17 protein-coding genes are annotated in these 19,205 nt (G+C 68.6%); 11 read left to right on the top strand and 6 right to left on the bottom strand.

Annotation, left to right across the window (positions count from 1 at the left end):
- Positions 1-2 precede the first annotated feature (2 nt).
- Positions 3-1,181 (bottom strand): septation protein SepH, encoded by a 1,179-nt coding sequence (sepH, locus tag HMPREF9062_RS08655; protein ID WP_034254054.1) that lies wholly within the window; start codon positions 1,179-1,181, stop codon positions 3-5.
- 292 nt (positions 1,182-1,473) lie between these two features.
- Here sepH and HMPREF9062_RS08650 point away from each other — a divergent pair, with 292 nt between their 5' ends.
- From HMPREF9062_RS08650 to HMPREF9062_RS08635, 4 genes are all read left to right on the top strand, one after another.
- Entirely contained in the window at positions 1,474-1,779 is a 306-nt protein-coding gene (locus tag HMPREF9062_RS08650; protein WP_009749730.1) for a DUF4193 domain-containing protein, read from the top strand.
- Between the two features lie 93 nt (positions 1,780-1,872).
- A complete protein-coding gene (locus HMPREF9062_RS08645; RefSeq protein WP_009749729.1) occupies positions 1,873-2,589 on the top strand; it encodes a DUF3710 domain-containing protein in 717 nt (238 codons plus the stop codon).
- On the top strand, positions 2,586-2,963 hold the full coding sequence (locus tag HMPREF9062_RS08640; protein ID WP_009749728.1) for an OB-fold nucleic acid binding domain-containing protein: 378 nt from the start codon (positions 2,586-2,588) through the stop codon (positions 2,961-2,963). The genes HMPREF9062_RS08645 and HMPREF9062_RS08640 overlap by 4 nt, the downstream gene beginning before the upstream one ends.
- The gene (locus HMPREF9062_RS08635; protein WP_050795276.1) at positions 2,938-3,690 is read left to right on the top strand and encodes a DUF3159 domain-containing protein; all 753 of its coding nucleotides are present in this window, start codon (positions 2,938-2,940) and stop codon (positions 3,688-3,690) included. The genes HMPREF9062_RS08640 and HMPREF9062_RS08635 overlap by 26 nt, the downstream gene beginning before the upstream one ends.
- Before the next feature lie 43 nt (positions 3,691-3,733).
- Here the strand turns inward: HMPREF9062_RS08635 and HMPREF9062_RS08630 are convergent, their stop codons facing one another.
- Positions 3,734-4,453: a potassium channel family protein gene (locus tag HMPREF9062_RS08630; protein ID WP_009749726.1), complete on the bottom strand. Its 720-nt coding sequence runs from the start codon at positions 4,451-4,453 to the stop codon at positions 3,734-3,736.
- Between the two features lie 3 nt (positions 4,454-4,456).
- On the bottom strand, positions 4,457-5,122 hold the full coding sequence (locus tag HMPREF9062_RS08625; RefSeq protein ID WP_009749725.1) for a potassium channel family protein: 666 nt from the start codon (positions 5,120-5,122) through the stop codon (positions 4,457-4,459).
- 58 nt (positions 5,123-5,180) lie between these two features.
- Between HMPREF9062_RS08625 and HMPREF9062_RS08620 the strand changes: the two genes are divergently transcribed.
- From HMPREF9062_RS08620 to HMPREF9062_RS08590, 7 genes are all read left to right on the top strand, one after another.
- Positions 5,181-7,259: an APC family permease gene (locus HMPREF9062_RS08620; RefSeq protein WP_034254050.1), complete on the top strand. Its 2,079-nt coding sequence runs from the start codon at positions 5,181-5,183 to the stop codon at positions 7,257-7,259.
- A gap of 137 nt (positions 7,260-7,396) precedes the next feature.
- The gene (locus tag HMPREF9062_RS08615) at positions 7,397-8,740 is read left to right on the top strand and encodes a class I SAM-dependent RNA methyltransferase (RefSeq protein WP_253270689.1); all 1,344 of its coding nucleotides are present in this window, start codon (positions 7,397-7,399) and stop codon (positions 8,738-8,740) included.
- Between the two features lie 216 nt (positions 8,741-8,956).
- A complete protein-coding gene (gene acnA, locus HMPREF9062_RS08610) occupies positions 8,957-11,644 on the top strand; it encodes an aconitate hydratase AcnA (protein WP_009749722.1) in 2,688 nt (895 codons plus the stop codon).
- Between the two features lie 155 nt (positions 11,645-11,799).
- Positions 11,800-12,717 carry an alpha/beta fold hydrolase gene (locus HMPREF9062_RS08605; RefSeq protein ID WP_156790009.1) on the top strand — a complete coding sequence of 306 codons (918 nt, stop codon included), beginning with the start codon at positions 11,800-11,802 and terminating at the stop codon, positions 12,715-12,717.
- Entirely contained in the window at positions 12,692-13,273 is a 582-nt protein-coding gene (locus tag HMPREF9062_RS08600; protein ID WP_034254048.1) for a TetR/AcrR family transcriptional regulator, read from the top strand. Before HMPREF9062_RS08605 ends, HMPREF9062_RS08600 begins: the two co-directional genes overlap by 26 nt.
- Positions 13,274-13,479: 206 nt before the next feature.
- A complete protein-coding gene (locus tag HMPREF9062_RS08595) occupies positions 13,480-14,931 on the top strand; it encodes a dihydrolipoyl dehydrogenase family protein (RefSeq protein ID WP_009749719.1) in 1,452 nt (483 codons plus the stop codon).
- Between the two features lie 113 nt (positions 14,932-15,044).
- Complete coding sequence (locus HMPREF9062_RS08590) at positions 15,045-16,010, top strand: LacI family DNA-binding transcriptional regulator (RefSeq protein WP_156790008.1); 966 nt, start codon at positions 15,045-15,047, stop codon at positions 16,008-16,010.
- A 28-nt stretch (positions 16,011-16,038) separates the two neighbouring features.
- Here the strand turns inward: HMPREF9062_RS08590 and HMPREF9062_RS08585 are convergent, their stop codons facing one another.
- From HMPREF9062_RS08585 to HMPREF9062_RS08575, 3 genes are all read right to left on the bottom strand, one after another.
- Positions 16,039-16,776 (bottom strand): hypothetical protein, encoded by a 738-nt coding sequence (locus tag HMPREF9062_RS08585; RefSeq protein ID WP_009749717.1) that lies wholly within the window; start codon positions 16,774-16,776, stop codon positions 16,039-16,041.
- A gap of 81 nt (positions 16,777-16,857) precedes the next feature.
- A complete protein-coding gene (locus HMPREF9062_RS08580) occupies positions 16,858-17,811 on the bottom strand; it encodes a PfkB family carbohydrate kinase (protein ID WP_009749716.1) in 954 nt (317 codons plus the stop codon).
- Positions 17,808-19,190 carry an MFS transporter gene (locus HMPREF9062_RS08575; RefSeq protein WP_009749715.1) on the bottom strand — a complete coding sequence of 461 codons (1,383 nt, stop codon included), beginning with the start codon at positions 19,188-19,190 and terminating at the stop codon, positions 17,808-17,810. The genes HMPREF9062_RS08580 and HMPREF9062_RS08575 overlap by 4 nt, the downstream gene beginning before the upstream one ends.
- Between the last annotated feature and the right edge of the window lie 15 nt (positions 19,191-19,205).

Genomic DNA, 19,205 nt, shown 5'->3' with positions numbered 1-19,205 from the left:
GTCTACTCCGGCTTGGCGCCGAAGACGATCTCGTCCCAGGAGGGGACCGAGCGTCGTCGACGCCTGGGTCTGGGCGGGGCGGGCGTCTCGCGCCGCGCCTCCTGCCCGGCCGTCTCCTCCACCTGCGCAGTCGGCATAGTCGGGGCGCTGTGGGCGGATGCCGCGGCCTGGGGGGACTGTGGGGATCGTGGGGATGCCGCGGGGGAGGCGACACTGGGCGCCGGTGCGCGGTATCCGGCGCCGGCCGCCCGGCCCGCCCCTTGACCGGTCGTCGTCCTGCGCCGCTGTGACATCGAGACGATCTGAGCCTGGCCGTGCGGGGAGGTGGGGGGCGGGGGCACGGGCTCCTCGTCATCCAGCGGAGGCTCGACCTCGAGCCTGCGTCCGCGGCTGGATGCCAGATCCGCCAGCAGCGCGTCGGTCGAGGAGTCCTCGGTGCCGGTCCGCGCCTCGACGGACGCGGGGGGCTGCGCCCCCTCCGTCCCCGCGGCCGCCGGCGGGGGCGGGGAGGCCGACGCGGCGGCGTGAGCCGGGCTCGCCGCTGTCGGAGCCGAGGACGCCGATGCGCCCGAGACCGGGGAGTCCTGGTCGAAGACCGCCGGGTGGTGGGTGGCCGCGGCGGCCTCCGTGAGCCACCGGGCCTCCTCATCCAGCGCACTGACGGAGCGGGCCGTCACGTCCAGTTCCCAACGAGCGAGCTTGGCCTGCGCCCCCTGGACGAAGGCGAGGGTCACCTGCCACGGGTCGCGTCCCTCGCGCAGCGCATCCCACTGCAGGCTCGTCGGCTCCACCCCGCGCGTGGCCAGTCGGTCCACGACGAGCTCGCCCAGGACGGGAGAATCCTTCTCCCAGCCGATGCGGCACGCCTGCGCCTGGTGAACCGCCCAGGCCCTCTCGGCCAGGACGGGACCCTCGAAACGGCGCACGTGCTCGACATCCATGCCGGTGGTGGTGGCGACTTCCTCGGCGCTGGCGCCCGCGCGCATGAAGGCCTGGAGGTCGCGGGGGCGGATGGTCGAGCCGGGGCCGGGCGCCTCGACGACCTGCGACAGCGCGGCCGGGCGCGCCCTGCGCACGGCCGCGCGCAGGGCGTCGTCGACGACGATGCAGTAGCGCTCGCCCCGACCATCGGTCATCACGACGGTGTCACCGTTAGCACCCAGCAGCTCGAGGTCGATCATGGGTATGGGCCTCCTCGTGTCCGTCATACGGTCTCAGCGTGCCATCCCCGTCGCTCGGGCCGCGGGAGGTCGCCCGGTGTGCCATGGACGGGCGTGTGAACCTGTTCGCCCTGAGCCCATAACGGCGCCCCCTGGCACGGTTCCCGCGACCAGGACGCGGTGCTATGGTGCGCGTGCCCTGCTCGGAGGGACGGCTTATCACTGATCTTGGGTGCAATGGCCCGTCCCGGCGGACCCACGAACCGCCCGAGAGCCCGATCGAGAGCCGTCGACGAGAGAAAGTGATCACGCCATGGCGACTGACTACGACGCCCCGCGCAAGAACGACGACGAGCCCGAATCCGATTCTATCGAAGAGCTCACCGCCCGGCAGAAGGATCAGTCCTCCGAGGCCATCGAGGAGGACGAGAATGAGGTGGCCGAAGGGTTCGAGCTGCCAGGCGCTGACCTGTCCCGCGAGGAGCTGAGCGTCCACGTTGTTCCCCAGCTGGAGGACGAGTTCACCTGCTCCGAGTGCTTCCTAGTCCACCATCGCAGCTCGCTGGCCTACATCGACGACGTCACCGGTCAGCCGGTGTGCACCGACTGCGCGGGCTGACCGCGTCGTCCCGCGGCTCGCCGCCCGGTGCTCCGCGGGCCCGAGCATCCACTCCTCGCGGAGCACCGTACCTGAAAGACTAAGGAGATCCCCATGGGACTGTTCTCCCGCCGCCGGGACGACGGACCGAGCACGCCCAGTACCGACCCCAGCAGCGTCTCCGATAGGGCCGAGTCCACGACGCCCGTCGCGTCCGGCACCGGCCCCTGGGACGTGACCGACGCACCCGAACGGCCCGAGTCCGTTGGTCGAATCGACCTGGGGTCCCTGCGCGTCCCGGCGGTGGACGGGATGCAGATCCGTCTGGAGAACCCCGGAGGGCCGGGACGTGAGATTTCGGCCGCCGTTCTCGTCCTGGCCGGCTCCACCCTCGAGCTGCGTGCCTTCGCGGCTCCCCGCACCGCCGGTATCTGGGACGAGCTGCGCGAGGACATCATCGCCGAGCTCGGCCGGGCTAAGGCGCGTGTCAGGGTCGACGACGGCGAGTACGGCTCCGAAATTCTCGCGCACGTGCCTGTGCGCACTCCCGATGGGCGCGACGGCACGGTGGCAGCCCGTTTCATCGGTGTGGATGGTCCGCGCTGGTTCCTGCGCGGTGTGCTGCAAGGCCCCGCCGCCACTGACGGGGCGGCCGCCCGGGCACTGCGCGAGGTCTTCGCCGACACTGTCGTCGTGCGTGACGGTGCGGCCAGGCCGCCGCGGGAAATCCTTCCGCTCCACGCGCCCGGGACCGGTACCGCTCCCACCGCCGAGGACCTGCCCGGTCTGGAGCCCCTCGAACCGGGGCCGACCATCGCCGAGGTACGATGAATCGCATTCTGCGCGCTCTCAGTCGCCGGCTGATGGGGCTGCGCTCCAGTCGGGAGGACATCGAGGCCCTCGACGAGGCGATCTCCGCCCGCCGCCGAGGGACTCTGCCCGTGGGCGAATTGCGAGCCCGTCACCGCTCGGAGGTCTCGGGCGTCCTGCGCGCCATCACGTTCAGGCCGTCCACGGACAAGCCGGTTCTGGTCGGCCAGCTCTTCGACGGCACCGGCTCGGTCGACCTGGTATGGATCGGACGCCGGTCGATCGCCGGAATCCGCCCTGGCGCGCACCTGCGCGCCGAGGGCATGGTCGTGGCCGGTCGAACTCGGCCGACGATCTACAACCCGAGCTATGAAATTCTTGCACCTGGGGCGTGACCTTGTGAAATCCGACATCCCTCGTTCGGCCTCGGGCCTGGCCGTCATCAATGCCGACCGTTTCGACGCTGCGGCGGCCATCGGCGGCTGGCGCGGCGTACTGGAGTCCGCCGTCCCCACGCTCGTGTTCGTCATTGTTCTGGCGGTGGCACCGACTGCGCTGGTGGCAGCCCTCGTGACCTCCTTGGCGGTGTCCGCTGCAGCTCTTCTGATCCGGCTGGTCCAGCACCAGAGTCTGACCCAGGTGATGGGAGGGGTGCTGGTGGCGGTGGCCAGCGCCGCGTGGGCGTGGCGCAGCGGGCAGGCGTCTGATTTCTACGCCACCGGTTTGGTCATCAACGCCGTCTGGCTCGCTGTGTGCTTGGGGTCGCTACTGGTGCGCTGGCCGGTCGTCGGCGTGCTCATGGGTCTGTGGCGCTCCGCGGCCGCCGCCGGGAGCGAGACGCGTTCCTCTGACTGGCGCGCTTGGCGCACCGGCCCGGATCTAGCGGGCGTTCGACGCCGTTACGACGTCGGCACCGCAGTTCTGACCGCCATGTTCGCCCTGCGCCTGATCGTGGAGGTTCCGCTCTACCTGATGGGCGACGCGGGGGTGGGGTTCCTGGGGGTGGTGCGGATCGGGCTCGGCCTGCCGTTGTTCGCCCTGTGCCTATGGTTCGTGTGGCTTATCGTGCGGCCGGGAGCGCGAGCGGGCCGGGCCGCGCAGGCACTCGAACCGGGCCGCTGAACAGTCCCGCTCACGCCGCTCATGGCCTTGCCTGGAGCCGGCCTCAGCCCAGTACCGGGGCCGGGTCGTTTCCCTGGGCGAGTTCCGAGCTCACGCCCGCTGCGGTGAAGATCGCGGGAATCTCCGACAGTGCCGCCTCCCCTTCGCGCGCGGTGAGGAACAGCAGTTCGTCTCCGCGTTCGAAGCGCTCGTCCCCGTCGGGGTTGATCGGACGGTAGTCTCGCAGGATGGCCGCTAGGACCGTATGGGGCGGCAGCTCCACTTCGCTGACGAGCTCTCCGATCACCGGGGAGTCGTCGGGCAGGGTGAATTCGTGCATGAATGCCCCGGACTGGTGAAAGGTGAACACCGACACGAGGGAGCCGACGCTGACCGCCTCCTCGACGAGGGCCGTCATGATGCGAGGTGTGGAGACGGCCACATCCACACCCCAGGTCTCATCGAAGAGCCACTCGTTCTTCGGGTTGTTGACGCGCGCCACGGTTCGGGGCACGCCGTATTCGGTCTTGGCCAGCAGCGAGGTCACCAGGTTGGCCTTGTCATCTCCGGTGGCTGAGACGATGACGTCGCATTCCCCCGCACCGGCCTCGGCTAGGGCGTCGACATCGCAGGCGTCAGCCAGCTGCCAGTCGGCATCGGGTACCGAGGCGATGCGCATGGCGTCCGGGGAGCGGTCCATGAGGGCGACCTCGTGACCGTGGCTGATCAGCTCACGGGCGATGGACCGACCCACGGAGCCCGCGCCGGTGATGACGATTTTCATTGCTCAAACCTCCTCGACGGGCGGACGGGACAGCGCGCGCTGCACTGCGACGAGTTCCTCCGTGGCGACCGCGAGGTGGAGACGGTCGTGCTCCTGGAGGATCGTCGTCGAGTGCGGCACGAGTGCGCTCGTGCCGCGGGAGATCCAGGCGACGCGCACATCGAGACGCTCTTCGATCGCGCCGACGCTCGTGCCGACCCACGCGTTGGAGATATCGGGCTGGATCAGGCCCACGGCTCCGGAGACGTCGATGACCTCCCGGGCCGTGCTACCCGGCAGGATCCGACGCATCATCTGCTCGGCCGTCTGCCGCACGGTCGCGACGGTGGGGATGCCCAGGCGCTCGTAGACATCGGCGCGCCGGGCGTCGTAGATACGAGCGACGACGTGTTCGACGCCGTACAACTCCCGCGCCACCCGGGCGGCCACGATGTTGGAGTTGTCTCCGTTGGACACGGCGGCGAAGGCGTAGGCCTCGTCGATGCCCGCCTGCTCCAGGGCGTCGCGGTCGAAGCCCACGCCCTTAACTTTGCGGCCGTCGAACTCCGGGGGGAGACGTCGGAAGGCGTCGGAGAGCTGGTCGATGACGGTCACCGAATGACCCATGCGGTCCAACTGGGTGGCCATGGAGGCCCCCACGCGTCCGCAGCCCATGATGACGAAGTGCACGGTCGAACCGTACCCCTGACCTTGGACGTTGTGGGAGGCGGACGTACGATTCGGTGTCGTGCGTGATTTCGCAGACCGCGTCAAACGGCTCCTCGTCGGACGCCCGGTACCCAGTCAGGCGCTCGGCGAGACCCTCCTGCCCAAGCGGATCGCCCTGCCGGTCTTCGCCTCCGACGCCCTGTCCTCGGTGGGGTATGCGCCCGACGAGGTGCTGGTCACCCTCGCCGTAGCGGGGGTTGGCGCCACGGCGATCTCACCGTGGGTCGCGCTGGCGGTCGTCGGCGTGCTCGTGGTGGTGGTCGCCTCTTATCGGCAGACCGTGCACGCCTACCCCTCCGGAGGCGGCGACTACGAGGTCGTCTCGACCAACCTGGGACCGCATGCGGGCCTGCTCGTCGCCTCCGCGCTGCTGAGCGATTATGTCCTGACCGTCGCCGTGTCCGTGTCCTCGGGCACTTCCTATCTGGCGGCGGCCGTGCCCTGGGCGGAGGACTACAAGGTTGAGATCGCCGTCGGCATCGCCACCGTCCTGGCAGTGCTCAACCTGCGCGGCTCGCGGGAGTCGGGCGGTGCTTTCGCCATCCCGACCTATCTGTACATGGCGGCCATCGGTATTCTCGCCGTCGTCGGTTTCGTCCAGGAGACCACCGGGACCCTCGGCCGGGCCGAGAGCGCGTCTTACGAGGTCGTCGCGCAGAGCGGGTGGGATCAGGGGCTGACCGGTCTGGCCGGCGCCTTCCTCGTCCTGCGGGCTTTCTCCTCGGGCTGCGCGGCGCTGACCGGGGTCGAGGCGATCTCCAACGGCGTGCCCAGCTTCCAGCGCCCCAAATCCCGCAATGCCGCCACTACGCTGCTCATGCTGGGCATGATCGCCGCACTCATGCTCATGAGCATTATTCACCTGGCCGGTGCCGTAGGCGTTCATATGGTCGAGAACCCTGCCACCGGACTGCTCAGCGACGGCCGGCCGCTGGGTGCGGGCTACCATCAGGATCCGGTCATCGGCCAGATCGCCGCGACCGTCTTCGCCGGGTTCAAGCCGATGTTCTACCTCATCACCGCCGTAACCGGGCTGATCCTCGTGCTGGCGGCCAACACCGCTTTCAACGGCTTCCCGGTGCTGGCCAGTGTGCTGGGACGCGACGAATTCCTGCCCCGGCAGCTCTCCCAGCGCGGCGACCGCCTGGCCTACTCCAACGGCATCATCGTTCTGTGGCTGGGCGCGGTCGCCTTCATCATCGGATTCGGCGCCAGCACCAATAGGCTCATTCAGCTTTACATCGTGGGCGTGTTCATCTCCTTCACGCTCTCCCAGATCGGCATGGTCCGTCACTGGACACGCGAGTTGACCACCGCCACCGACCCCAGGGCGCGCAGACGCATGCACCGCTCCCGCGTCATCAACGCGATCGGCGTGGCGGGCACCGGCATGGTTCTGATCATCGTGCTACTGACGAAGTTCACTCGCGGCGCCTGGATCACTTTGACCATCATGGCGCTCCTCTACCTCGTGATGAACCGGATCCGACGCCACTATCGGCGAGTGAGCGACGAGCTGGCGATCTCCGACCTGCACGATGCGCGCGTGCTGCCCGCCCATGTCCACGCCATCGTTCTGGCCTCGCGCCTTCACCGGCCCACTCTGCGGGCCCTGACGTACGCCCAGTCCACCAATCCCACATCCATCGAGGCCGTCACCGTGGATACCGGAGACGGCGGTGCTGACCGGCTCTTGGACGCCTGGGACGAGGCGGAGCTGCCGGTGCCCTTGACCGTCCTGGACTCCCCCTTCCGCGATATCACCCGGCCGATCGTCAGCTATGTGCGCAGCGTGCGCCGCGAGTCCCCGCGCGATCTGGTCGTCGTCTTCCTGCCCGAGTACCTCGTGCGGCATTGGTGGGAGCAGATCCTCCACAACCAGACCGCGTTGCGCCTCAAGACGGCCTTGCTGTTCACCCCCGGGGTCGTTATGGCGTCCGTGCCCTGGCAGCTCGGCTTCCCCGGCGAGACCCACATTCATCACGGCCTGCGCGCCCGCACTGCCAAGGGCATCGCGGATGCCGATACGGCCGTTCGTCGTGAGGATCGGCACCGTCGGCAGCCCGCTGCTGCGCCCGGCCCGGAGGCGGCCTCGTGAGATCTGCCGGTTCCCGAGATTCCCGGGTCACCGGCTCCGAGCGGTGGCCGACGCGGGGGAGGGCCGCGGGGGGCGAACGGGATCGACGGGAGGAGATCGTTCTGCGGGTGGGCGCGCCCGCGCACGGCGGGCATTGTGTGGCCCGCCCCGTCGACGGGGCGGGCGGCCGCGTCGTGTTCGTGCGTCACGCCCTGCCCGGCGAAACGGTGCGGGCGGTTCTGACCGACAGGAGCGCCAGAGCCTGGCGCGCCGAGACCATAGAGGTCCTGTCCGCCTCTCCGGACCGCGTCCGCTCCGTGTGGCCCGAGGCCGGTTCCGGAGGGGTGGGCGGCGGGGAGCTCGGCCATGTCGCCCTGCCCGCCCAGCGCACGTGGAAGCAGTGGGTGCTAGCCGACTGCTTGCGACGCATCGGCGGGCAGGAGGTCGCGGCGGCGGTGGCCGCCCTGCCCGAGGCCGCCGCTACGGGGACGGTTCCGGTCGAGGCCATGCCGAGTGAGAGGGCGGCGGAGGCGAGCGGGGATTCGCGCACGCGGCGGAGGGCCGGCACGGGCGCGCGCACCAGGGTCGCTCTGACCGTTACTGACGATGGGCGGGCCGGCATGCACTGCTTCCGCTCGGGGCGGGTCCTGCCGGTGACGCATCTGCCGCTGGCCGTCTCCGAGATCCGGGCCCTCGGGTTGACTGAGCGCGCCGTGTGGCGCAGGCGCTACAGCCCGGGTGCGCGCGTGCGGGCCGTGGCGCCCGGTGTCGGCGAGCCGGTGGTCATCATCTCGAACGGGAGTCGCGACCGGATCCTGACCGCGTCGGGACACACCACTGGGCGCCGGCGCGTGACTGAGGTCGTCGATGCTGCCGGTCTGGGTCTGGGCGAGCTGCGCTACAGTCTTCACGCCGAGGGTTTCTGGCAGGTGCACCGCGATGCTCCCGCCGTCCTGGTGGATCGCGTCGTGCGCGCCGTTATTTCCGCCGGGCCGACGGCGGCGGGCACACGGGTCGGTGACGGCCCTGCGGACCGCGATGCCCTGGCTGGCGTGCGGGTGGTCGAGCTGTACGCCGGCGCCGGCCTGCTCACGGCTCCCCTGGCAGTGCTGGGGGCGAGGGTGCGTTCACTGGAAGGCAGTGAGCAGGCTGTGCGTGATGCGCGCCGGACCCTCCACGACCGTGCGGGAGTTGACCTGCTCGCCGGCGAGGTCACTCCCGCTTCCGTGGAGGAGCTGGGTCGTTTCGATCCCGACGGCGTACCGGGAGCCGACGTCGTCATTCTCGATCCGCCGCGTCGGGGCGCGGGTCGGGCGGTCGTAGAAGCCGTTGCGGCCCTGGGAGCGGGGCGCGTGGTCATGGTGTCCTGCGATCCGGCGGCCGGCGCCCGGGACCTGGGGATCTTCATGGGGTTCGGCTACCGGCCGGTGGCGGTGAGCGCTCTGGACATGTTTCCCCACACCCATCACGTGGAAGTGGTCTGCGTTCTGGAACGGGGCTGAGACCGCCTCCTGCGGGATCCGCGGACGGTTTGGCCGCTTCGACGTCCGGCCAATGCATGCGGACGATCTTGCGTAAAACGGGCGTCTGCGGTGCCGTGCAGCGCAGTATTGACGCGAGATAACGCGGCGGCGGATACCGTGTGCGCCGAGCCGTCGCACGCCCGGGGGATCCGGGGAGATTCGGGGCGACGCAGTCAGCAGAACAGGAGTGACGCCTTGGCCAGCATCGACACCTTCCACTCGCGCGCCACCCTCGACGTGGACGGCCGTTCCTACGAGATCTACCGTCTCAACGTCGTCGACGGTCTGGAGAGACTGCCTTACTCGCTGAAGGTCCTGGCTGAGAACATGCTCCGCACCGAGGATGGGGCCAATGTCACCGCCGATCACGTGCGCGCCCTCGCCGCCTGGGATCCGATGGCCGAGCCCGATACGGAGATCCAGTTCACCCCCGCCCGCGTCATCATGCAGGACTTCACGGGCGTGCCCTGCATCGTGGACCTGGCCACCATGCGCGAGGCCGTGGCCGACCTGGGGGGAGACCCCGAGGTCATCAACCCTCTGGCGCCTGCGGAGATGGTCATCGACCACTCCGTGCAGATCGACTCCTTCGGCCTGCCCTCCTCCTTGGAGCGCAACAAGGAGCGCGAGTACGAGCGCAACGCCGAGCGCTACCAATTCCTACGCTGGGGTCAGGGAGCCCTGTCGAACTTCCGGGTGGTGCCCCCCGGCACCGGTATTGTTCACCAGGTCAACATCGAGTATTTGGCGCGCACCGTGTTCACTCGGGAGACGACCGGCGCCGATGGAAGGGCCATCACCCAGGCCTACCCGGACACGTGCGTGGGCACCGACTCCCACACCACCATGGTCAACGGCCTGGGCGTGCTGGGGTGGGGCGTGGGCGGCATCGAGGCCGAGGCGGCCATGCTCGGCCAGAGCGTGTCCATGCTCATCCCGCGCGTTGTGGGCTTCAGGCTCACCGGTTCCATCCCCGCCGGCGCCACCGCCACCGACGTTGTTCTCACGATCACCCAGATGCTGCGCGAGCACGGCGTGGTGGGCAAGTTCGTCGAGTTCTACGGCGAGGGGGTGGCGGAGGTTCCGCTGGCCAACCGGGCGACCATCGGCAACATGAGTCCCGAGTTCGGCTCCACCGCCGCCATCTTCCCCATCGACGAGGTGACCCTGGATTATCTGCGGCTCACCGGCCGCAGTGAGGAGCGCATCCGGCTAATCGAGGAGTACACCAAGGCGCAGGGCATGTGGCACGACCCGTCGCGCCAGCCGGTGTTCTCCGAATACCTTGAGCTCGACCTGTCCACCGTGGTGCCATCCATCGCCGGCCCCAAGCGCCCCCAGGACCGTATCGAGTTGTCCCGCTCCAAGGAATCCTTTGAGCGGACCCTGCCGGCCTACGCCGCTCAGGCCCACAAGCCCACCCCGGTGACCATGGCGGACGGCACGCTCACCGAGCTCGACCACGGGCACGTGGCCATCGCCTCGATCACCTCGTGCACCAACACCTCCAACCCGAGTGTCATGGTCGCCGCCGGCCTGCTGGCCCGCAACGCGGTGGCCCGCGGCCTGCGGAGCAAGCCGTGGGTCAAGACCTCCACGGCGCCCGGATCCCAGGTGGTCACCGACTACTACGCCAAGGCGGGGCTGTGGCCGGCCCTCAACGAGCTGGGCTTCAACGTCGTGGGATACGGCTGCGCCACCTGCATCGGCAACTCCGGGCCGCTGCCTGAAGAGGTCTCGGCCGTCGTGAATGACGCGGACCTGGCGGTCGTCTCGGTGCTGAGCGGCAATCGCAACTTCGAGGGTCGTATCAACCCCGACGTCAAAATGAACTACCTGGCCTCCCCGCCGCTGGTCATCGCCTACGCCCTGGCCGGCACCATGGACTTCGATTTTGCCACCGAGCCCCTCGGGCGGGATGCGCGGGGTCAGGACGTGTACCTGGCTGACATCTGGCCCGACCCCGCGGAGGTCCAGGCGACGATCGACGCCACCGTCGACCGGGAGATGTACACCCGAGACTATGCCGACGTCTTCTCCGGCGACGAGCGCTGGCGCAGCCTGGACACTCCCGAGGGGGAGACTTTCGCCTGGGACGAGGGCTCCACCTATGTGCGCAAGGCTCCTTTCTTCGAGGGGCTCACCATGGAGCTCACCCCGGTCGCCGACATCACCGGCGCCCGGGTGCTGGCCCTGCTGGGGGATTCGGTGACCACCGATCACATCTCCCCGGCCGGCGCCATCAAGGCCGACTCCCCGGCCGGCCGCTACCTGGCCGAGCACGGCGTGGCGCGCCGCGATTTCAACTCCTACGGCTCGCGCCGCGGCAACCACGAGGTCATGATCCGCGGCACTTTCGCCAATATCCGACTGCGCAACCGGCTGCTCGACGACGTCGAGGGCGGTTACACCCGCAACTTCCTCACCGGTGAGCAGGAGTCGATCTTCGATGCCTCCCAGGCCTACCAGGCCGCGGGCATCCCGCTGGTGGTCCTGGGCGGCAAGGAGTACGGCTCAGGCTCCTCACGAGACTGGGCAGCCAAGGGCACGGCCCTGCTGGGCGTCAAGGCTGTCATCGCCGAGTCCTTCGAGCGCATCCACCGCTCCAACCTCATCGGCATGGGCGTGGTGCCCCTTCAGTTCCCGGCGGGGCAGAGCGCTGAGTCGCTCGGTCTGGACGGCACCGAGACCTTCTTCATCACGGGCCTGACGACGCTCAACGAGGGCGTCACCCCGCGTACCGTGGCGGTCAGGGCGCAGAGAGCTGACGACTCGGTCGTCTCCTTCGACGCGACCGTGCGCATTGACACCCCCGGCGAGGCCGACTACTTCCGCAACGGCGGCATCCTCCAGTACGTGCTGCGCCAGCTCGCCAGCTCCTGAGGGCTGGCACGTGATGGTGCGGGGTGATCGTGGATCGGCGATCGCCCCGCACTTCGGTCTGTGGGCACTATGGCAAGAGCTACCTCGTTCGTCTGCGAGCAGGTCTGGAAGGAGGCTGCTTGCCTCAAGAAGTTATTCTAAGTAACTTACCGGCTATGAATATTAGCCAACTTGAGGTGCCGGACGGAACTATTGCCTACGAGGTGCACGAGCCTGCCGCTGCACGTGCTCGAATGGCCGCAGCGGACTGGCCGCTCATCATCTGCTCGCCCGCCATGGGGGACGTGCGGGATGCTTATGTGCTGCTGGCCCAGTCCCTGGCCGAGGAGGGCTTCCGTGTCGTGGTTGCGGACCTGCGCGGTCACGGGGACAGCTCGGCAACCTTCAGCCACTACGGCGACGAGGCCACGGCCTCCGATCTCATCGCCCTCGTCGAGGCTCTCGATGCCAGCTCGGCCATCCTCGTGGGAGCCTCGATGTCCGCGGCGGCTGCGGTGATCGCCGCTGGTCGCCGGCCCGACCTGGTTCGCGGGCTCGTCCTCGTCTGTCCCTTCCTGCGGGGGCCGGCGAGTCGGCTCAAGACTTTCATGCAGCGCACCATGCTCGGGCTCGCGCTGCTGCGTCCCTGGGGTCCGGCCGTGTGGCGCAGCCACTCGGCCCGTCTGTGGCCCGGCTTGCCGGACGCCCGGCAACGGGCCGCCCACCTAGTCAGTCTGCTGCGTCGTCCGCGGCGCTGGCAGGCCTTCTGGGCCACGACTCGCACCGACCATCGTGTGGTCGCCCCATGGCTGGAGAAGGTTGGCTGCCCGTCCCTCGTGGTCATGGGGCAGGCGGATCCCGACTGGAAGGATCCGGCGGCTGAGGCCGCCTGGGTGGCTCGTGCCGTCGGCGAAGGCTTGGGAGAGATCGTGATGGTTTCCGGCGCAGGGCATGCCCCGATGCTGGAGTGTCCCGACGTCGTCAGGCCGCGCGTGGTCGACTTCGCCCGGCGTATCGTCGCCGGCAATGCTGCGCCGAGGTCGGCAGGGGAGAGTGAAGGAGAACAAGATGCCACGAGTGGGGCTAAGTGCTGAACGCGTGGTGGAGCGTGCAGCGCAGATCGTCGACGCCGATGGGCTCGAGGCGCTGTCCTTGAGCCGGTTGGCCGCAGATCTCGGAGTCGCGCCCCCGAGCCTGTACAAGCACGTTGCAGGTATGGGCGACCTGGTTCAGCAGATCTCCGTGCGGGCAGTGGGGGAGCTCGCCGACCACCTGGCCGCCTCCGTTATGGGGAGAGCTGGACGTGACGCGCTGCGGGCCCTGGCCGAGGCCTACCGGACTTTCGCCCATGAGCACCCCGGGCTCTACCCGATGACTCAGGTCCCCGTGGAGACGCCCGAAGGAGAATCGGACCCGATGCGCTCGATGGCGGCTCGACGTACAGTTGACATCGTCACCGCGGCGCTGGCCGGCTATCGCATCCCGGATGAGCGAATGGTTGACGCGGTGCGAATGACCAGGGCGTCACTTCACGGCTTCGTGGATATCGAGGTCCACGGGGGCTTTGCCATGGACGCTCCCACTGATATGAGTTTCGCCATACTCGTTGACTCTCTGGATGTGGCTCTGACCGCTCTGGGAGAACAGTAGAGCGATGCAGTTTATTGGTGAGAATCAAAGAATAAGTCGACTCAATGACCGGTTGGGAGGAACGGTGACCGTGTGGGGATTCCTCACGTGTGAGCGGTGATCCGCTCAGAGATCCCGCAGTCGCCCCGGAATAGCAGGCTTTCGGCACCCGTTGCTCTGGCGTCCAGACCGCGCCGATCGGCGACCGCCGAAGGAGATACGTATCCATGTCCCAGTCCACCGTCACCAGCGATTCGTTCAGCCAGGCTGATGTCCCGGTCGAGGAGGTCGATCTGCTCGTCGTCGGCGGGGGCAAGGCGGGCAAATCCCTGGCCATGCTGCGCGCCAAGGCCGGGGACAGGGTCGTCATGGTCGAACGCGACAAGGTGGGCGGCACCTGCATCAATGTCGCCTGCATCCCCACCAAGACTCTCATCTCCGCCGCCCGGGTCCTCTGCGAGGTCCAGGGCTCCCGGACCTACGGCGTCACCCTGCCCGAGCAGGACGGCGGCGCCGACGCCCTGACCCGGGCCCGCATCGACCTGGCCGCCTTCCGCGCCCGCAAGGAGGCGGTCGTCTCAGGCATGGTGGCCGCACACGAGACGATGTTCCCCGCCTCCGGTATGGACTTCGTCAAGGGCACCGCCCGCTTCGTGGGGGAGCGCACCGTCGAGATCACCCTGAACGACGGCGGACTGCGTCGTGTGCGTGGCGCCAAGGTCCTCATCAACACTGGCACCACGCCGTCGCTCCCTCCGATCGAGGGACTGGCTGACGTGCGCTACTGGACCAGCGAGGACCTGCTCACCCTGCCCGAGTTGCCCGCCGGCCTCGTCATCCTGGGTGGCGGCGTCATCGGCGTCGAGATGGCCTCCCTCATGGGGCTCCTCGGCGTCCCGGTCACCATCGTCCACGCTGGCCAGCACATCCTGGACCGCGAGGATGACGACGTCGCCGCTGAGGTGACGGCCGGCCTGGAGGCCCTGGGTGTCACGGTCCTCACCGGTGCGCGTGCCTCGAAGGTTGCCGCTGCCCCCGACGGGCGAGGCGTCGTCGTCACCACCGCCGACGGGCGCGAGGTGAGCGGCTCCCACCTGCTTCTCGCCCTGGGGCGTACCCCCGTCACCGCCGGACTCGGCCTGGAGACCGCGGGTGTGGAGCTGACCGAGCGCGGCTTCGTGCGTGTCGACGACCACCTGCGCACCACCGCCGAGGGCGTCTACGCCGCGGGCGATGTGGCCGGCACTCCCCAGTTCACCCACGCCTCCTGGAACGACTTCCGCGTCCTGCGCGACCTCTTCGCCGGTAAGGAGGCCTCCACCTCAGGGCGCCTCATCCCGTGGGCCGTCTTCACCACGCCTGAGCTCGGGCACGTGGGCCTGACCGAGGCCGAGGCCCGCCAGGCCGGCTACGAGGTGCGCGTCGCCAAGACCCCGACGGCGGCCGTCCCCCGAGCCAAGACCCTGGGGCGCACGGAGGGCTTCTTCAAGATCATCATCGACGCCCGCACCGACCTCATCCTGGGCGCCGCCATCATCGGCGCCGAGGCCAGCGAGGTCGTCACCAGCATCCAGATGGCGATGCTGGGCGGCCTCACGTGGCAGCAGGTGCGCGACGCCGTCATCACCCACCCCACCATGGGCGAGGGACTCAACATCGTCCTGGACTCCCTGGGCTGAGGCTCGGGCGGCCGGCTGCCGCCCTTCTCCGGGACTTCCTCGGAGCCACCGGCTACGATTGGAGCTGCTGGTCCGAAACGGCTGGCGACACCGGGGCGGAAGAGGTGGGCGCGGTGGCCAGAGTCACCCTGCGCGACATCGCGCAAGCGCTGGGGGTGTCGACCTCGACGGTCTCCCTGGCTCTACGGGGCTCGGACCGTATCTCCGCGCCCGTCCGGGAGAAGGTCGTCCAGGAGGCCTCCGCGCAGGGGTATCGCACGGACCTGGCGGGTGCCCTACTGCGGACCGCCAGACCGAGGATCATCGGCCTGGTCTGCGACATCGGGCAGGAGCTCCACGTCGAGTACAGCCGGGAGGTCGTCTCCGCCGCGGAGGAGCGGGGGTGGAGCGTCATGATCGAGGACACCGCGCTCGGCGGAGCCGCCGCCGCGGTGTCCCGCGTCATGCAACTGCGCTCCCGCAGTCTCGTCATCGTCGACCCCGGCTCGATCGCCCCCGAAGCGCTCAAAGGGATCGACGTCCCCCTGATCTCGATCGGACAGATCTCCGCGGCTCCCGACGCCGATCTCATCATGTCCAACAATCTGAGCGGCATGCGGCAGCTGGCAGAACTGCTCTCCGGCGAGGAACGGGTCCTGTGCCTCGACGGCGGCAGGTCCGTGTCGGCAGAGCGGCGCCGGGAGGCGTTCCTCCGGGTCATGCGTCCACTGGGGACCCGGGTGAGGGTCGTCTCCAGTGGATCGACGATGGACGCGGGGTGGAGCTCGATGCATGAGGCGCTCGCGAAGGAGGGGCTGAAGAGCGGCGCCGTGGTCTGCTACAACGATCAGTGCGCGCTGGGGGCGATGGCGGCGCTGTGGCAGAAGCACCTGCTCGTTCCCGACGACGTACGCCTCGTCGGTTTCGATAACTCGCGCATCGCGAGATCGCAGGCTTTCGAACTGACGTCCATCGACAAGAACCCACGCGAGGTCGCACGACTCGCCGTCGAACGGGCTGTTCTGCGGGCGGAGGGCGACGTGTCGGCCCCCGTCTTCGTTGAAGTGGATACGCGGCTGGTGCGCCGGCGCACTGCCTGAATCTCGCGTCGGCGCACCAGCCGCGCCGTCAGGAGGGATCCGGGCGGTTCGCCCGCCACGCCGCGTTGATGATGCCCGAGTCGATGAAGTCGAAGATGAGCACACCCCGGCCCCGGCGACCCCCCTCCAGTATCCGCAGGACAGCCGGGTTCATGCGCTCGGCATAGGCCGCTGGCGTGCCCGGGCCGCCGTTGGTCGCGCTGACGTGATTGAGCACCAGACGGTTCTCGTCCCCGCGGTGCCGGTGAAGATCGACGACCTGGGAGAGTTTGGAGGACTCTTCGGGACCGTCCCAGTCGTCCTGCAGGAGGATACCGGGATTGTCGTGCCAGGGGACGGCCCACCGCCCGTCCGGGAGAATCGTCAGGCCGTAGCGCGCCGGCGCGCACTCGAAGGCCACAACCTTCCCCCGGATCTCGCCGAGGGATGGCCACACCGTGCCCTGCGGCGTGTGCCGCGGGGTCCAGAACAGGTCCCGGTTGTCCCGAGTGAGGGCCAGGAGGGCCCGCCCGTACTCCTCGAAGTCGTCCTTCGCCTCGTTGGCATTCTGGATCCTGATGAGAACGAAGTCTCGGGGGTGCTCGGCCAGGTGCCGGCGGAGGGTCAGCAGGATTGACTCCGCTGTGATCGTGCTGGTCCATTCGCGGTGAGCGGCGACCATCGTGCGCCTCAGGCGCAGATCGAGGAAGCGGACACCGAGCCCCAACTGCTCGGTCAGGTCCAGATCCTGGGTCCGGTAGTACGGGTGCGTGCAGGTGCTCGTCATCGTGTCATGGGTGCCGGGGATGACGAGCGAGCACAGGGGGGGGTGCTGTCGGGCAGGGCGGCGATGATGTCGCTGGCCGTCTCATTGCCCATGGTTTCCTCCTTCGCGGGTGTCGAGAAGGTCCGCGTAGAAGCGGGCCAGGTAGTTGTCAATATCAGTCCTTTCGCAGACCAGGGGACCGGCCGTCTCCATCTTGAGGGACACCGTTGCGCAGGCGGTGAGCAGCGCCTGGTCGACGCCGCGGCGGACGCGCTCGGTGATGTAGGCGGAGAAGACGGTGTCCCCGCGCCCGGTCCGCCCCGCCAGGCTTCTGGGCCGCAAAGGGCAGACGTGGGCTCCCTCATCGTCGACGACGAGGATCTCCCGGGCGTTGGAGACCATGACCTCTCGCGCCCCGCGGTCCTGGAGCGCACGGGCCATGTCGTACCGGTCCGTGCACCCGGTGAGGTGCTCGCCCTCCGCAGTGTCGACCTTGAGGAAACGGATGCGCCTGTAGAACTTCCTCCCCGCATCGAATCGGCGCAGATCCAGGAGCCCGGAGTCCGGGTCCGGCTCTCTGAGGAAGCCCTGCATGTCGACGGCGAGGTCGCCCCGGGACGAGAGCTCCTCGACGATTCCCGGCGCGTAGTCGCCGACCATGAGGCCGGCCAGGTGCTGGACCGGAGCGGCGGAGGCCGGGATGTCGGTGGGATCGATCGGGTCCGCCCGAGACAGCGCCGAGGAGGTTCTCCGTTCCCGATCGGAGGTGGTGTAGACGTTGCGGATCGACGACGTCCGCATCGACGGGACCGGGACTACGCGTTCCACGGCGTCCGGGAAGTGGGACAGTAGACTCTGGTCCCGGTCGGCCACGCTCGCCACGGCTTCGACGCGACGCCCCAGAGCCGCGGCCGCGGCCGCGGCGCAGATGACCGCTCCGCCGACCACCCGTGAGACGGCTCCCTCTGCATCGACGTTGACATCGACGCAGACGGGTCCGATCACCTGGGAGTCGGGCCGTGTCAACGCTGAGGCGTCAGTCGTGTACTTGTTCATACTGAGGCCTCAGCCTGCTCGAGACGATCCTGGCGAGTCTTGAGCCGGATCAACGTGGAGGAGAGGACGAAGGCGAGGGCGGAGAGGGCGGCGAGCCCCAGGAATGCGGCTCCCAGGGTGCTGGTGGGCGTGAGCATTTCGGTGACCACCGTGCCCGACTCGTCTTTGACTGACGGCACGATGAGCTTGCCGAAGACGATCGGACCCAGCAGGGCAGGGATGTAGCCGAGGGTGATGGCGAAGGACATCGCCGCGGAGGACTGCTTGGCGGGGACGTTGAATTCTCCGATCGGCGCGTAGTAAACGCCGCGGATCATGAAGCAGCACCCGGAGGCCATGAGCATGAGGACGATGAGGGTGATCATGACGCCGGAGGAGACGATGTTCTCGGGTGCCTGTCCCCTGGGGAAGTTGGTGACGGCCGCGGGGTGGGTGAAGAGGACGACGGCGATGCTGAGCAGCAGGACGACGAGGATCGCCGACATGAATCTCATGAAGTGCGAGGTGGATCTGAAGACCTTCTCGACGAGGACGGAGGAGACCAGGGGGAGCATGCGCAGACCGATGACGACGGTGGAGAACAGCGCCGCCACTAGCGCCGAGGACCCGTAACCGGCCTGGAGGAAGCGGGCGAAGTAGGTTCCCGCAGCGACGAAGGTCCCGTAGACGCAGAACACGTTGAGCCCGGAGACCCACACGACGGGGAGTCCGGCGACCTTCCAGATCCCCTTGATGGCCTCGAGCGTCGAGGTGGTGATCGTGTTGTCGTCGGCGACGTGCGTGTTCTTCGGCGCAGCCCAGAAGACCATGAGCGCGGTGACCAGGACAATCGCCGATCCGGTCAGCATGATGCCCCGCGGGCCGATGCCGGCGGCGATGAGGGCGGTCCACAGGAGAGAGACGAGGAAGGCGAGAAGACCGCGACCGAACTCGAAGAAGCCGAATGCGGCGCCCTGGTGCTCCTCGGAGGTCGAGGTCCGCACCGCCTTGAAGTTGGCCGGTTTGAACAGGACCTCGCTGAGCAGGAGCATGAGGAAGAAGCAGACGAGAAGGATGGGGAAGGAGAGGTTGGGGGACAGGACCGAGATGAACAGGGAGATCGCCCCGACCCCGAGCGTGGTGAGCACCATGATGGTGCGAACGCTGAAGCGGTCTCCGACCCACCCCAGGAGGATGGTCCCGAGGATGATGACCAGGCCCTGCATGGAGTAGAGGCGTCCCGCCTGGGCGTCAGTGACCCCCATGGCGATCGGGAAGTCCTTGGGCAGGGTGTTGCGGATGTCCCAGAAGGCGTACAGCAGCTGGGCGTTGACGGTGATGAACAGCAGTTGGATGAACGTCCTCGGGGCGAATCCGAAGGAATTCAGCAGCTTCCTCATTGAAGCTCCTCCTTG

The sequence above is a fragment of the Actinomyces sp. oral taxon 448 str. F0400 genome (assembly GCF_000220835.1).
Classification (GTDB): Bacteria; Actinomycetota; Actinomycetes; order Actinomycetales; family Actinomycetaceae; genus Actinomyces.
This window is presented reverse-complemented; position numbering and strand designations above follow the sequence as displayed.